At 62.1% G+C, this 15,386-nt stretch carries 13 protein-coding genes; 5 read left to right on the top strand and 8 right to left on the bottom strand.

What is annotated here, in order from left to right:
- Together DIE02_RS30645 and DIE02_RS30650 are read right to left on the bottom strand one after the other, a co-directional pair.
- Nucleotides 1–92 (bottom strand): SDR family NAD(P)-dependent oxidoreductase (locus tag DIE02_RS30645; protein WP_124488979.1); only part of this gene is annotated, 92 nt, incomplete at its 3' end.
- A gap of 51 nt (nucleotides 93–143) precedes the next feature.
- Nucleotides 144–884, bottom strand: a complete 741-nt coding sequence (locus DIE02_RS30650) for an acetoacetate decarboxylase (RefSeq protein ID WP_044846508.1) — start codon at nucleotides 882–884, stop codon at nucleotides 144–146.
- A 449-nt stretch (nucleotides 885–1,333) separates the two neighbouring features.
- Here DIE02_RS30650 and DIE02_RS30655 point away from each other — a divergent pair, with 449 nt between their 5' ends.
- A complete protein-coding gene (locus DIE02_RS30655) occupies nucleotides 1,334–1,915 on the top strand; it encodes an undecaprenyl-diphosphatase (RefSeq protein ID WP_044846507.1) in 582 nt (193 codons plus the stop codon).
- Between the two features lie 39 nt (nucleotides 1,916–1,954).
- Here DIE02_RS30655 and DIE02_RS30660 read toward each other — a convergent pair whose 3' ends face one another.
- From DIE02_RS30660 to DIE02_RS30670, 3 genes are all read right to left on the bottom strand, one after another.
- Entirely contained in the window at nucleotides 1,955–2,179 is a 225-nt protein-coding gene (locus tag DIE02_RS30660) for a hypothetical protein (RefSeq protein WP_124530144.1), read from the bottom strand.
- 119 nt (nucleotides 2,180–2,298) lie between these two features.
- Entirely contained in the window at nucleotides 2,299–3,120 is an 822-nt protein-coding gene (locus tag DIE02_RS30665) for a siderophore-interacting protein (RefSeq protein WP_124530145.1), read from the bottom strand.
- A 38-nt stretch (nucleotides 3,121–3,158) separates the two neighbouring features.
- Nucleotides 3,159–3,869 carry a PadR family transcriptional regulator gene (locus tag DIE02_RS30670; RefSeq protein ID WP_124530146.1) on the bottom strand — a complete coding sequence of 237 codons (711 nt, stop codon included), beginning with the start codon at nucleotides 3,867–3,869 and terminating at the stop codon, nucleotides 3,159–3,161.
- A gap of 875 nt (nucleotides 3,870–4,744) precedes the next feature.
- Between DIE02_RS30670 and DIE02_RS30680 the strand changes: the two genes are divergently transcribed.
- The 4 genes from DIE02_RS30680 to DIE02_RS30695 all read left to right on the top strand — a co-directional run bounded on the left by DIE02_RS30680 (nucleotide 4,745) and on the right by DIE02_RS30695 (nucleotide 11,628).
- On the top strand, nucleotides 4,745–7,528 hold the full coding sequence (locus tag DIE02_RS30680) for a type VI secretion system Vgr family protein (protein ID WP_124488985.1): 2,784 nt from the start codon (nucleotides 4,745–4,747) through the stop codon (nucleotides 7,526–7,528).
- Nucleotides 7,529–7,539: 11 nt separating this feature from the next.
- Entirely contained in the window at nucleotides 7,540–9,714 is a 2,175-nt protein-coding gene (locus DIE02_RS30685; RefSeq protein ID WP_124488986.1) for a DUF3274 domain-containing protein, read from the top strand.
- A 149-nt stretch (nucleotides 9,715–9,863) separates the two neighbouring features.
- Nucleotides 9,864–11,348 carry a DUF2875 family protein gene (locus tag DIE02_RS30690; RefSeq protein WP_260434459.1) on the top strand — a complete coding sequence of 495 codons (1,485 nt, stop codon included), beginning with the start codon at nucleotides 9,864–9,866 and terminating at the stop codon, nucleotides 11,346–11,348.
- 19 nt (nucleotides 11,349–11,367) lie between these two features.
- Nucleotides 11,368–11,628 (top strand): PAAR domain-containing protein, encoded by a 261-nt coding sequence (locus DIE02_RS30695; RefSeq protein WP_124524079.1) that lies wholly within the window; start codon nucleotides 11,368–11,370, stop codon nucleotides 11,626–11,628.
- A 69-nt stretch (nucleotides 11,629–11,697) separates the two neighbouring features.
- Here DIE02_RS30695 and DIE02_RS30700 read toward each other — a convergent pair whose 3' ends face one another.
- The 3 genes from DIE02_RS30700 to DIE02_RS30710 are packed head-to-tail and all read right to left on the bottom strand — an operon-like array spanning nucleotide 11,698 to nucleotide 15,342.
- Nucleotides 11,698–12,819 carry an aromatic ring-hydroxylating dioxygenase subunit alpha gene (locus DIE02_RS30700; protein WP_124488989.1) on the bottom strand — a complete coding sequence of 374 codons (1,122 nt, stop codon included), beginning with the start codon at nucleotides 12,817–12,819 and terminating at the stop codon, nucleotides 11,698–11,700.
- Nucleotides 12,813–14,393 carry a GH3 auxin-responsive promoter family protein gene (locus tag DIE02_RS30705; protein WP_124524081.1) on the bottom strand — a complete coding sequence of 527 codons (1,581 nt, stop codon included), beginning with the start codon at nucleotides 14,391–14,393 and terminating at the stop codon, nucleotides 12,813–12,815. Before DIE02_RS30705 ends, DIE02_RS30700 begins: the two co-directional genes overlap by 7 nt.
- Nucleotides 14,394–14,406: 13 nt before the next feature.
- Nucleotides 14,407–15,342, bottom strand: a complete 936-nt coding sequence (locus DIE02_RS30710) for a fatty acid desaturase (protein WP_044846489.1) — start codon at nucleotides 15,340–15,342, stop codon at nucleotides 14,407–14,409.
- Nucleotides 15,343–15,386 lie beyond the last annotated feature (44 nt).

Below are 15,386 nucleotides of genomic sequence, written 5' to 3' on the forward strand. Positions count from 1 at the left end.
GCGCCCGCTTTCGCGAGCTCCAGCGCGATTTCCTTGCCGATGCCGCTTGCGGCGCCCGTGACGACTGCGGTCTTGCCATTCAGGTTGCTCATTTCGAATTCCCGTGGTGAAAGGATTGACAGGGAGAAAGGACTGCGGACGTGTTACTGAGCCAGGTAATCGTAGACGACTTCGCCGAGGCCGAGTGTCAAATCCGCGACGAGGTGGCGCGCTTCGACGATCTCGAGCACCGGCAGGTCGGCCACCGGCGCGAGCGCGTGCGGTGCCAGTTCGAGCGACGCGGGGCCCGTCCACGCGCCCTTCATCCTGATGTCCTGCATGTAGTAGCGCACCAGTTCGCACACGCGCGCGGTGCCGTCGACGTGCGGGATGATCTTCAGCAGGAAGTTCGGGCCGGCGAGGCGCTTCGTCTGCTCGTCGATGTCGAGTTCCTTGTGCTTGTAGCCCATCGTGCCGGTCGCGACGCGCACCTTGCCGTAGTCGAGCGTGCCCAGGAGGTGGTCGGTGTTCACGTGCAGCGTGGGCGACGCAAGTTTTTTCGGGAAACCCCACAGCTCGCGGCCGCCGGCGATCGGCGGGTGATCGTCGAGATACATCGCGAGCGTGTAGCCGCCGGCCTGGCCGTTGTACTCGACGGGGATCACCTGGCCGCTTTCCGTGTAGTCGCCGAAGCCGGTCGAATCGGCCATGCGAATGAATTCGTAATGGACGAGCGGCTCTTTGACCTGCAACGGCTCGGGCACGATTTCACGCAGACGGTCCGGATCGGTGCGGTACGTGATGATCAGAAACTCACGATCGACGAAACGGTACGGGCCCATCGGAAAGGCCGGGCTGGTCAACGGCATCGCAAACGCTTTCGATCGGACATCGCTGGGTTTCATGCGGACTCCTTGTTGTTGATCGCTTCGTGGATGAGTGCTCGTAAGCTCGTAATCCTATGCCTGTGCGTTGCCGTTGTGCGATGCCGCATATGGAATTAATTGTTGCCGATTTCGAATGATTTGCGACGCAAATATTGAGACGAACGGTGCAAACGGCATGGCGCGCGTGAGCGGTCCGATACTCGCACGGGCCGGTGACGCCACGATGTGAAAAAGGTGAGCCTTTACGGGATAGTCGGTGAGCTTTTACGGGAGACAGTCGCGCGGGAATGTGACAATTGTGTGAACTTGTGTTGCAGTACAGGCTCTAAGTGCGTTCGCGCGCGGGCCTCGGTCCTGGTCACCGGTCGCCCGGCGCATTAAGCACTGCTTAAGCGAGTGAGCACTAGCATCGTTCGCATCCGACCGGCACCGCCGGTCCCGTCACGACATCCCACGCAACCGGATTCATGCAGAACCTCAATCTCACCCTGTTTTCCGCCTTCAATGCCGGCGCCGCGCCGCACCCCGGCGTTGCCCACCTCGCGATCTTCGCCGCCGACTGGCTCGTCTATGCGCTGCCCGCGATGCTGCTGCTGACCTGGATCTTCGGCGAACGCCCGACGCGCCGCCAGGCGATCGAGGCCGGCGTCGGCACGTGTGTGGCGCTGGCGCTCGCGCAGGTGATCGGGCATTTCTGGTTTTCGCCGCGGCCGTTCATGGCCGGAATCGGCACGCAACTGATTCCGCATGCGCCGGACAGCTCGTTTCCAAGCGATCACATGACGTTTGCCTGGAGTCTCGCGGTCGGCATGATGCTCGCCGGTACCACGCGGCTGACCGGCGTCGTGATGGCCGCGATGGCCGTCGCGATTGCATGGGGGCGTGTGTATGCGGGCGTGCACTGGCCGTTCGACATGGCCGGCGGCGTGCTGGTCGGCACGGCCGGCGCGCTGGCCGCGCACCTGTACGGACAACGCGTGGTCGAGCTGCTCGAACGGATCGGCGACGTCGTGCACGCGGTGCTGATGGGGCGCGAGCGCACGCCCTGAGCGGGAAAACTACGCGGGAGAAGTGCGGGCCGGACGCCGTCAACCGGGCGTCTTGGCCGCTTCCGCCGAAGCGGACGGGCCGCCGCCCGCTTCATGCAGTTCGGGCGTCTCGCCCGGATGCTGCGCGGCGTCACGTTCGAGCGCGCTTTCCTTCAGGATCGCGCACATCGCGACGAACAGCGCGAGCACGACGACCGCCAGGCCGCAATAACCGGCGATCTTCAGATTGCGAAGGAAAGGCGAAGCGTGGCGTTCTCTCGTCATGACCGGGCGCTCCTGGGCGGGCTGCGGCGGCTGTCGCCCGACAGCGGCGTCGCAGACATAGATATATACCAGCCGCCCCGCCGATGCCAAGCCCGCCCGTGCGCGGGCACCCGTTCGCGTCAGTCTTCCAGCGTTTCGTGCACGGCCGTCGCGCCGCGCTTCCAGTAGGCCGCCGCGCGGATGCGCGACTTGTCGACGCCGCGCTCGCCGGTCAGGTGCTGACGCACCGCGCGCATCGATTGCGCTTCGCCTGCCGCCCACACGTAACCGTCGCCGGAGGACGGCAGCGGCAGCTCGCGCACCGCGTTCAGCAGCGGGTCGCCGTCCGCGGCGTCGGCTTCGGCGCGAAAGCGCCAGATTTCATGCACGTCGGCACGCGTATCGAACGCGATCTGCGCGGTGCGATCCGCGACTTCCAGCACGACCGCCGTGCGTGCGCCGGCCGGCAATTGCTCGAGACGCCGCGCGACCGCCGGCAGCGCCGTATCGTCGCCGATCAGCAGGTGCCAGTCGAAATCGATCGGGACCACGAACGATCCGCGCGGGCCGCCGATGCCGAGCCATTGGCCGACGCGTGCCTGTGCCGCCCACTGCGATGCGGGGCCCGGATGGTTCAGCACGAATTCCAGATCGAGTTCGCAGGCGGCGCGGTCGAAACGGCGCGGCGTGAAATCGCGCGCGACCGGCTTCGGTTCGCCTTCGGGAAACTCGGGGCCGTTCGCGCCGAGCGTCGGCATCGCGGGGCGTTCGGCGCCGGGCGGCGGGAAGAACACCTTCACGTGATCGTCGAACGACGACGATTCGAAATCCGCGAGGTCGGGGCCGCCGAGGGTGACGCGCAGCAGGTGCGGCGTCACGGCGTGCACGCGCACGACCTGCAGCAGGCGGAACTTGAGGGTATGGCGCACGCGCGTGACGGCGCGTTCGGAGGGGTTATGCATCAATCCGTACTCCTTGGGTTTTGACGGGACGGCGCGGGTTACGCGCCGGTGCCGCCTTCGATTTCGGCCGTCGCGCGGCGCATGATTGCCGCGATGCGCCGCTGTTCGTCGGCATCGGCCGCGCTCTTGTGGAGCAGCGCCCGCTTCAGTGCGAGGCGGGCCTCGACGAACTCCGGCAGCCAGCCGGGCTGCGTGTCGTCCGGTGCCTCGCTGCCCGCCGCTTCGCCGGCGAACGCGCGACGCATGAATTCCATCTTGCGTGCGAGGTGCGTGAGGCGCGCGAACAAGGTGTCGACGCGTTCGCGCTGTGCATCGAGATGCGCGCGGCCGGCGTCGGTCAGCGCATAGCGCTTGCGGTTGCCTTCCGCCTGCGACGCGACGAAGCCGACTTCGTCGAGATACGTGAGCGCCGGATACACCATGCCGGGGCTCGGGCTGTAGAAGCCGTTCGAGCGCGTATCGAGCGCCTTGATGAGTTCGTAACCGTGGCTCGGTTGCTCGGCGACCAGCGCGAGCAGCAGCAGCTGGAGATCGTCGGAACTGAATTGGCGGCCGCGCGGCATGCCGTCGTCGCCGAAATCGCCAAAGCCGCCGCGTCCGCCACGGCCACCGAACGGGCCGCCGCCGAACGGATCGTGGCCGCGTCGATGGCGGCCGATCAGTTGCCAGACACTGGTGTACCAGTCAGGGCCCGCATGCGCACCATGACCGTCGCATCGGGCATGGCCGCGGGAGGAGTTGTGTCGCATGATCGTGTCCTATATGTCGTAAAACATATCTAAAGATATATATCGAAAGATAGGGTGTCAAGGAGGATTATTGGGGGGCGGATGTTGATGGGAGGGGATGTAGGCTGGAAAAACGGTGGCCCTTTTTTGCAGTATTTGAACAAAACTATTAATTTCCCAATTCAATAGCTACCGCTCGAGGTTGACGGGAAGTTCCGCCTAAATGGCGCCCAGCGTCTCGAGACGGGAGATCGTTGCTGTGGCATTGCGGATTGGCAACGGGGCATTGCGATACCAGAAGAGCGTGCTCTGTACGTCGCCGGAAATATCGGTTGCTGCCCGAATGATCCGAGGCGCGTCTCCAAGGAACTTCCGTACGCTCTCGGAGCCTGCCAAACGGCTCATCATGTTACGGTGTACATGGGCCAGCCCCGCGAGCGTTTGCATATGGATGTGGATGTGCAAAGCGAGAGCGAATCGCTTCGCCGAGACGATCGGAGCGATGCTCGTCGGTCCTCTCAATGACGCCATGAATTAGGCGAAATCGCTGGAACTGCCGGTGATATCGGATTCCACGACTGCTTTTTATTGCACGCTATATGCACATTTATAGCATCAGCATTCACTTCGGCCCGTCTAGCCAAGACGAACACAGCGATGGAAGCGTGTACGCGCCTTGGGCGGGGCCCGGGAGACATCCGACGTTCGGAGCACTGCGCGGCGGTCCAGATAGAGCGGCGGAATATAGTGTTCTTCGTCGAATAACATGAAAAATTGTTAGTCGGCATCCCCGATTGTTATTTCCGTGTCACATTTTGGTAAACTCGCGCGCAGCCGCCAGCTATTTAGAACAGCAACATCCGGCGGGTCATAACGAATCAAACTGAGAGACCGTCGTGGATATCCGAGAGTCGTTCCGCAAATTCGTATCGGGAATCGATGCGAATCGCCGGCCGGTCGTGCTGAATTGGGGTAAGGCGCAGCACGCGCTGGCGTCGAAGATCGCGTTGCAGCACGCGAGCATCCGCGAAAGCATGATGACCGGCATCAGCGGCTATCTGACCTGCATTTCGCAGCAGGGCGATTTGCCTCCGAAGCTTTTCATTGGTGCGCCGGTCTCAGTCGGTATCGTCACGGATCGCGGCCAACTGCATGCCATCAACGCAATCGTCAGCGCCGTTCAGATCGGCCGGACCGACGGGGAGCTGACGGTTTACCAGTTCACCGTGACCGACGCGGTGAACCTGCTGCAAAAGCGCACCAATTCCCGCATCTTCCGTAACGTCAGCGTTGTCGATGTACTTGGAGTCGTCCTGAGCGAATGGCGACAGCGTAGTGTTGCCCTCGCGCAGGCGTTCGAGTTCGACCTGTCCCAACTCGACAGATCCCGCTATCCAAGTCGCTCTTTCGTACGCCAGGTCAACGAATCTGATGCCCGTTTCATCTCCCGGATTGCACGTCGCGACGGCATCACGCTGTTCGTGCGCGCCGGACGGGTGAGCGGGGAGGCGAAAGACGGCGATCCTCCCGTGCATACGCTGGTGTTCTGCGATGACCCTCAGAAACTGAGCGAGTCCGCCGCAGGTACAGTGCGCGTCCATCCACGAGACGCTGGAACGGAACAGCGCGACACCATCACCGCTCTGACGATGCGCCAGCAACTGATTTCGGGGGAATCGGGGCGACCTTCGTGGGACTACCGATATGCCCGCGTGGACCAGTCGAGCGCATCGACAAGGATCGATCAAGGCGAATCGGGTAACGATCTCGCGAAATTGCTATCGGACTTCGTGATCGACGTCCCGCATATGGCGGACTCGTGGGCAGACCACGAACGGATGACGGAAGATCGCATTCTGGCTCATGAAGCGCAGGCGGTTCGATACGACGGCGTGAGCGGAATTCGCGACCTCGCAGTCGGCTCATGGATCACGATCGCCGGAGAGGACGAGTGGGGCACGCTCCCGTCCGACAAGCAGCAATTCGTGATTACGTCACTGCACCACGAGATCTGGAACAATCTGCCCAAAGGGTTGAACGAGCGTGCGCAGACGCTGTTCGCCGCCAGCCACACGCTTCAGCAGCCACGCTCGCTGAGCGATGGCGACCCGTCCGGGCAGGATACGCGCTACGAAAATACGTTCTCGTGCGTGCCGCGTGGCACGCCTCTCACGCCGCTTTACGATCCCAAGACCGACCTTCCGCCGACGCCGTTGATTACCGGGCGCGTGGTCGGGGCCGAGGGCGAGGAGGTCAGTTGCGACGAGAATGGCTGCGTGTTCGTGCAGATTCTCGGTCAGGATTCCCGCGATCATGCGCACGCGCAGGGTGCCGGAACGAACAGCAACGAGAGCGACAGCGCACCGATCCGCGTGGCATCCAGTCTGGCCGGGCCGAATTTCGGGGAGACTTTCTTGCCGCGGGTGGGCACCGAAGTTCTGCTCGGGAGCCTCGGCGGGGATCCGGACAGGCTGGTCATCATCGGCGTGCTGGCAAACGGCGCGAACATGCCGGCGAGTTTCACTCATACGGGCAGTCTGCCGGGCAATCGCTTTCTCTCCGGTATCAAGACGAAGGAAATCAAGGGGCAACGCTACAACCAGCTTCGTCTCGACGATACACCGCAGCAAATCAGCGCGCAGCTTGCATCGGAGCATGCGCATAGCCAGTTGAATCTCGGCTACCTGACGCAACCACGCGACAACGGACAGGGTGCAGACCGCGGCCAAGGCGCCGAATTGCGCACGGACGCGGCAGCTGCGTTGCGCGCGGCGCAAGGGATGCTTCTGACGACTTACGCGCGTACGCAGGCGAGCGGCGGACAGCTTGACCGCAATGAACTCGTCGAGTTGCTCGGCGAATGCGCTGAGCTGTTCAAGGCGTTGGGAGATTACGCCGGACAGCACGGCGGCACGGCGACCGATGCGACGGGGCAGCAAGCTGTCGTGACCGCCTTCAAGGGATGGACGCCGGGCGGCCACGCTTCAGGCGACGATCGTGCGTCGAACGCCGACGCAGACGACTCTCAGGCGCTGATGGCATTCGGCGCAAAGGCGGGCGCGCTCAATATCACCCCGAAGACTTACGTGACCTACGCCGGCGAGAACATCGATCAGATCGCGCGGCAGAACCTGCAATTCGCCGGCGGTCAGCGCGTAATCACGACGGCGGGCCAGGGCATCCACCTGTTCGGGCGCGGAGAAGGCGTCCGTGCGATTGCCGGCGAGGGCCCCGTTGTCTTGCAGGCGCAACAGGACACGCTTGCGGCGACTGCTCAGAAGGGGATACAGATCATGTCGGTCGGCGACGAGGTGTTGATCTCGGGCAAGTCGATCCGGCTCGTCGCGGAAGACGGAAGCTACGTGAAAGTCGGTGGCGGCGTCGAGGTCGGTTCCGACGGTGCGTTCACCGCGCACACGGCGGGACATGATTTCGTCGGCCCGAACACGGACCACGTTGCGCCGCCGGCGTTCAATCGCGGAGGAGCCGATCAGAAGTTCCGCTTGCGGTACCCCGGCACCGACGGTGACGACGGTATGCATCCCGTGCCGAATCGTCCATACAAGATCACGCTGCGCAATGGCCAGGTCATTAACGGGATCTCGGATGCACACGGGTTGACGGAGCTGGCATCGAGCGACGCGATGCACATTGCACACATTCAGGTTTTCGACGTTTAAGGCAGGCGATCATGTCCGATACCACAACCTCGTCGCCCCGGATCGTCGGCGAACATCAGGCGATTCTCAATTGCAACCGGCCGCAGGATGCGTTCGTCAATACCGACGTACAAAATCGCTTCCCGTGCACGACGATCCTGATCCATGGCGTGAATGACCTTGGAACGGATTTCGGCACGGTCGAAGGCGGACTGTGCGATGGATTGAACGACCGCCTCGGTCGCACCGATTTCAAGGGCGCGGAGTACTCGCACGGCCGCATGGCGAACGACCCGAGCCAGGTGAGCGTTGCCGACATGATGAAGAACATGGACGACGCCATCTATCGTCGGCAGGAAAGCGAAGAGACAAGGAGCCCGTTGATTCCGTTTTATTGGGGGTTACGCGTCGGGAAGGAGGATTTGCCCCGGGACCCCAATAAGGAAACCGTCAACGGCCAGTACGTCGACCGGTTCGGCAACCGCCTCGATGAGCACCGCGCGCGCAACGGCGGATTCTTCGCCAACGCGACCAACAACATCCCCGACATGTTCGACTCGAATTTCAAAGGGGGAATGACGACGAAAATTCTCGACCGGATGCAGGGCGACCCGACGCACCCGCTTCGCGAGGCGGAAAATCGGCACTACATGTTGCTGGCAGCTCGGCGGCTCGCGGCATTGGTGCGGCAAATCCGCCTTATCGACCCGGACGGGACGGTCAACATCATTGCGCACAGTCAGGGCACGCTGATATCGCTGCTCGCCCAGGCCTATCTCGTCGAGGGGCTGATTCCCAACCAATGTGGCCCGGCTGACCGTCCTGCCGACACGTTGGTCCTGATCGACTCGCCCTACAGCTTGAGCGAGGAGTTCATGGATCGGCTGCTGCAACGCGGGGACCAGCAGCAGACGGCTTACGCGCGTGCAAAGACCCTGGCAAACCTGGCCGGGTTTGTGGCGAGCGGCAAATATTCGACGCCACCACTCGATCAATTGAAGTACGTGCCAGGTCGGGACAATTTCGGCATCGTCGGCCCGACGTGGGATCCCGTGCAGGCGACGCGCCTGAGCGGGTTGCAAGGCAACGAATGCGTCGTGTTCGCCGAGCGCGACAATCGCGGCAAAGTGTATATGTACTTCAGCCCGGAGGATGCGACCGTCGGTCTGCGCGGCGTCAATGGCATGGGTTGCTCGGGCTTGCCCGACTCAATCCACGTGCGTGCGGCGCAGCGGGGAAGCAAGCCTGAGAAAATCGATCTGCTGTCGGCGGCTTTCCGGCAGCGTGTCTTTACCCGGCGTCTGCGGCAGGGCAAGCCGGTTCAGGTTGGTACGCCGCCCGGAAACTTTACGATGCGGGAAAAGGGTGAAACATCCCATGGCTTGCCCGGCGGCTTCACGACATGGGTGAAATCGACGCAGATAAGCGTCGGTACCGAGCGCAATATCAATGGCGAAGCATTGACGCCACCGTTCGATCCCGAAATGGAAGGCAATGTGCTGCCTGGAACGGAGGTAACGCCTCTTTCGGCAAATAATGCTGGCGAGTATGCGCCCGGCAAACAATCCATTGACCAGCTCGAAGCGGAAATTGCCTTGAGCACGAACAGTGGCGAAGGTGCGTTGCAGCCATTGCCCGCACAAACCATCGAATGGCCAACGAGCGAGGATGGGACGCTGCCGACCACCGCCGAGGTCGAGGCGTCGTTGAATGCGGGCAAGGATCCAGACGATCAGTGCAAGGTAGGCCGGGTCGTGTCGACGGTACCGCCGTCGCCCGGGCACATCGTCGTCTATCGGCAGGAGACGCTCAACGAAGCCAAGGTTCGGCTGATGAATAATCATCAGGGAGAAAGCTCATATCACTCGGCGGTCATGAGCGGTCGTAGAAATCACCGCTGTGCGACCGCGTTCGATGTATCGGTAGGCCAGGCGCGTGCGCTGGACGATCCGGACTGGGCAAAACTCCTGCGGGCAATTGCCGATTGGAGACTTCCGGAGAGCGATATAGTAAAAGCCGAGAGAAAACTCGGCAAAAAGCTCGACCCCGTAACGTCCGAAATAGTAAAAGCCAATTGCAGCTATTACGAAAGCGGAGTTTTCCCGGAAGAAAATATCGTGCCCAAGGATTTTCCTGACGGTGTGGTCAGTGAAACCAGGAAAGATCGAAATAGCGAAGATACAAAAGAAGCACGATCGGTACATTGACAAATTGATGCGCCATGATTACGACAAACGTCACGCGACCACCGGCTTCACGAATATTTCTGCTCGCACTCGCAATCCTGACTCTCTTATGGATTGCAGTCTTTGAGTTTGTTGTTGGAAGGGAGGGATTTTTGGGAGGGAATATTGCAATGTATCGACGCTTGTCGCTGTTGATCTTGCCGCCGCTATTGTTGGCGGCATGCGTCAGTATCGCCTATGGTGCCTCGTTGCGTCGAGACTCGCCGCCTCGAGACACGCCCGCTGCCGCTCGTCCCTCGAGCGTAAATGAAGCTGTCGTTGCCGGGGACGGATCTCGGGACGCACGGTTCACATTGGAGATACGACGCTTTGGCGTCGCCGTTGACCGGTTTCGCCAGCGTGCGCTATTGATGCGGCTGGACGAGGCAGGAACCAATGGAACGTTGCTCCTGCAAGATCCCAAACAATATCCGTGGTCGAGTAGTGATCGAAGCTTTGCGGGACATAAGCGCGAGAACAACGTTTTCGGCTATACATTGCGTGGATGGGTCGATTATTGGCCGATTCCCGTGATAGTGGCCGGGCCGCCCCGAAACGAGAGTGATCCGGATGCGGGCCGGATGGCAACCCACATCAGTAGTGCGGATAACGGGGCGGGGATTGGCAATACAATTTATACGAGACTCGATGAAATACATACTGCGTATGGGGACGATGTAGTCTCTAGAGCGTTTGATATTTTTGACCGCGAGCCGGACTTGCCGGCAGTAGTGTTGCTGGTTGAGGATGGAATCAACACGCGATCCTATTTGGGTACTCCGGGCGCCGATTACCTGGGTTTGTCCACAAAAGATGGAAACTTCGTACCAAAGAATCCGGACAGTTACGTTGCGTTGCTCGTGACGAGAAAGGATCGCGTTGACCGATTGATTCGTCCATATGTGGTGGACGCACCAGAGGCAATCGACAACACCCAGACCCGATATGACGTGATCAAGCTGTGGAATTATTTCTGGCAGCTTCAGAAAGCCTACTGGAAGAAGGGTGAAAAGGAGATGCCGGCGGATTATTGGCAGGCGAAGCTCCCCGAGTTCTGGAAGACCGCGTCGCTGAAGATACCGGACGGCTTCAAGCCGAACCCGTGGGTGCCGATTCCGTGGACGACGTGGCAACTGAAGGAGTACGACAAATGGCCGGTCCTGGCCAATCTGCATCGGCCGGTGCGAGTCGATCTGAGCAACGGGCACGGGGCGCCGTTGAAGAAGGGCGAGCGAATCGAAAAGATCCGCGCCGGCTGGCAGCAGGCAGTGGGCACGCTTGCGCCCGGCGAGCAGCCGGGACGGATGTTCTACGACACCGGCTCTTCGACCGCCAATCTCGCGTTGCTGGTGCAGTCGCTGCACGACAACCCGCAGCATATCGATATTGACGATCCGAAAGACGCATTCGACATGCAACGCCGTATCGGCGGCGACACCGGAACGAGCTCGATCTGGGTCCAGACCGCGCTGGCGCTGATGATGGGTTATGGCGACGGGAAGACGAGCGCACTGATCAACCTGCGGGATCCGCTGCATGCCACGATCGTCATGCTGACGCCGTCGGACGCCGCGTCGCGGCAAGCGCATCCGCAGACGTTCAGCTGGGATTTCTGACGGACCGGATCGACACGTCATGGGTCAAAAGCGATACATCATCGAAGGCGATGTGCACAGCCACGGCGGACGCGTTGTGTCCGGGGCGCCGAACTCGCGAATCAACGGGCGCGCGATTGCACGCTTGCACGATCCCGCGATTTGCGAGATTCACGGCCTGACCTTCATTGCGACGGTGTCGGGTTACGCCCGGTTCGACGGGCAAGTCGCCGCATGCGACGGCGACTTGCTGGCATGCGGAGCACGCCTGATCGCGAGCCAGGACCAGACGGGAGGCTAACGGAAATACGGGGCACGTGGGCGGTGCGCCGGTCGAGCCGGGCGCCTCGCCCGATCGCGCCGGTGACGCTCAGATCACGAATTCCATCGGCTTCGTGCCGCATTGCGCATCGGGCAACGGCTCGCCACGCTGCGTCGCGGCCAACAACCGACCGATCGCAATGTGGACCACATCGGCACGCACGCTCGACGGCGTGAAGCCTGCGGCGTTGTCGAGTCCCTCGCGGTGCGCGCGCATGATTCGCACGTCTTGCTGGATCACGGAATGCGTGTAGAGGTGCAGCAGCGGTTTCAGCGCGCGCAGCACCGCAGCCGGCAAGGAAAAGCGATAGGCGATGTATGTATAGACACGCGATCGACGCGTGTCGAGCGGCGTGATCTGGCTGATGATCAGAAAACTCGAACGGCTACCCCAGTGATAGTCGCACCGTGTGACGTTCGGTGCATAAAAATGATCGGTATGCCGAAGCGGTTCCCTGGACGGATTGGTCAGCCAGTCCAGCATGCCGATCTTGTCGCCATCATCGTGATACGTGACCTCGACGCTCTGCTGCTTCAGTTCGACGGTCGCCCGTAGTCGCCGCCCAGTGGATGAGCGAAAGATCCGGTCGTGCACGAACACCGTATGCGGGACGTCCATGAAGTTCTCGACCAGCGCACCGAGATCGCCATCGAACGTATTGACCATGTAGTACGACTGCCACGGCCGTTCGCCGTGGTGCGGCATGTCGAACGGCCGCTTCAGCGCTGGATCACCTCGCCCGCGATAGACCCAGACGAGGCCGTGCCGAGTCAGCACCGGCAACCTGCGCTGACGATATGGGTAGGTCGTACCGGTCGATTCGGCGCTTGCGCCGTCGATGCTGGGAATTCGGGTGACGCGGCCGTGCTGGTCGTAATGCCAGCCGTGATACGGACAGACGAGGCAGCCGTCGATGACATTCCCGGCCGACAACCGGGTGCCGCGATGCACGCATTGGTCGACGAGCGCGACGATCTCGCCGTCTGCCGCCCGGAATAGCACGATGCCGAGGCCGAGTACGCGCGTGCCGAACGGTTTGTCCCGCTTGACCTCGGCTTCGGTGCCCGCGACGTACCATTGCTCGACGAGCGCGCCGAAGGCTTCGCCATCGGCGTCCGGCTCGGATTCGTCGCACGGGGGGCACGTTGATGCGATCGATATGTTCAACATGAGCACGCGTCCTCGATGAATGCGCGGAGTGCGTCCGCCACGGCGGGCTTGGCCACCAGTGCGCGGGGTTTGACGTCGCCAGCCCGGATGCCAGCACGCTCGTGGGCTCGCTGGACGAGATCCGCCAGCTGGGCGGCACCCCCGGGTATACGAACCACGCGCAACGGGCCAAGCTGGCCGACCGTGCGTGCGTGTCGGTAGTGAAAAGCGCGGGCGAGAGCCTGTTCCAGCGCATCACGCAGGGCGGCGACGTCCTGCGTACCGCTTGCAAGCAACAGCAGGTAATGGGGCGGATCCGCGTCTGCGCACGGAATCACGCAACCTTCATCGCCCGGTTGCAGCACCTCGGAAAGCGACGCAGCCAGATAGGCTTCGTCCAGCTTTTCACCGACCAGATCGCTTTGCGTGCCAGCCCGCCCGACGAAGGCCACGCATGGCGTTCGTCCCGCATATCCGGTCACACGGACCCGATCGCCGAGCCGATAGCGGTACAGGCCGCCTCCGGTCGTCACGACGACCTCGACCGTATCGCCCGGCTTCAGTTCTTCCACGCCTATCGCGGTTCCATCGTCGAGCAGGAACTCCAGGAAGTGGCTGCAGACGGCGAGGGGACAGCCGGCCATATCGCCGAACGGCAGGCTGACCACCGCCTCGGTGGAAAACAAGCCTTTCGGAAGCCATGCGGCCTGCGGAAACAAGGTGCGGGCATGTGCGGCGTAGTGTTTGCTCGGACCGTCCATCCAGCAACTCACTGCCGCGAGCTGCGGCCACAGCCGGCTGCAGTGGCCATCGTCGAGTGCGCGCCGCAGCGCTGCCGTACGGTTCGACGGCAGCGAATCGAACAGGAAGGTGAGCGTATCGCCGCGTTGCGGTTCGGCTTCGTCGAACAGCGGACGAAGCAGACTGGTCAGGAAGGTCGGGCTCCATACGCTGATGAAGGCCAGATCTTCAGCGGCGATCAGCGCGCGCAACGTTTCGTTGCGCCACGCCCGACCGTCACCCGATAGCGATGGTGCGACGAGCGTCGGCAGCAGATCGACGAGCGGGCTGTCGGCCAGGTATTCGAGATCGCTGTCCGATCCGATCATGATGCCGTTGGGAGCGCGTTCGCGCGCGTGCATTGGAGGTGACATCGACCAGTACGCGCGCCCGGCCGCGACGCCGGGCACGGCGCGATGCAGATCGGAGAGCCAGACGATCAGCGCGAACTGCAATTCTTCGAGAAAGGCCGGCGTATAGGGAATGAGCTTTTGCTGCTCGCTGCCGCCGCTCGTGCGCTCGAAGAAGCGTGGCGCTTGCGCGGTCAGGATCGGAGCGGACTCCTTGAGTGCACGATCAATCCATCGGGACATGCCGGCGTAGGGGGCCACCGGCACGCGCTCGCGAAATTGTGCCGGATCTGCGATATCGGCAAACCCGTTGGCAATGCCGAACGTCGTGTTCCGATTCGCGGCGAGCAAGCGTGACAGATAGGCCGCCTGCGCGTCGCCCGGCGCATCGAGCGCGCTGAGCCACGCGCGACGGAAGGGTTCTGCTGCCGCGCCAAACGTGGCCCACGCATCCTGTGCACGCACGTGCGTCCTCTCGTCAGAAATAGGTCTTTTCGAGCTGTGTCGGATCGCTGGGCAAACGCCGGGGCGCCTCGAACACATGCAGCCAACCGTACCACAGCGGTCGCGTCTCCGCTGCGTCGGAGCATGCATGAAGCTCCTGCCAGCGCAGGCTCGGATGCCGGTGATGCGTCAGGTTGTAGTTGAAGTTGAGGAACGCCCAGCGGATCAGTGCGGGGGCACGCATGTTGTATGTGCCCTCGACAACGTCGAGCGGAGTGTGCATGTGATACACCCATTGGAGCGACGACCACGAAAACGCGAATGCGAGGTAGGCAATCGCGATGTCGAGCACGCGCCAGTCCAGCAATGCACCCAGTGCAATCCACGCGGCCACGGCTGCGAGGGTTTCGTATCGAATTCGTCGAAAGTCGGCCTGGTCGAAGTCCCTGAACGCAGCCGCATACGTGTTGTCGTGTCCGTACTTCGCCCAACCATGCGGGATGCGACTCGGAAGCACGGCCAGGACGAAGCTGCCCGCGAAACTCGCCAACCAAATGCCGCCGACGATCGCCACGTAGTATTCGATTCGCTTGCGCCACAGCGAAACGTCCGGCTCGACGAAGTCCACCCGCTCCGCAGGCGTTCGATTCCGCACGTGGTGACCGAGATGATTCACGTGGATCAGCGTTGCTGCGGCGCCGAACATCGTCGATGCCCACCACATCATCAAGTAGTTGATTTCCCCGCGCCGATGCCCGAAACCGTGGAATGTTTCGTGCATCATCGAAAACACACCTTGCATGATCAGGCAGAACGGTACGAGCGACACCCAGCGCAAGGGGCTCGTACCATGCGACAGCCACGTCAGGATGCCGGCCCATGCAACGCTCTGCAGCGCCAGCACGCAGAGATTCAGCCGATCGAACCGTCGCGAACGATTATCTATGGCGCTTGCATTGGCAACGAACATACAATTCGGACATGGATGGTGGCGGCGACGCAGAGCATACCTTC

The sequence above is a fragment of the Burkholderia sp. Bp8991 genome (genome assembly GCF_003853795.1).
Lineage (GTDB): Bacteria > Pseudomonadota > Gammaproteobacteria > Burkholderiales > Burkholderiaceae > Burkholderia.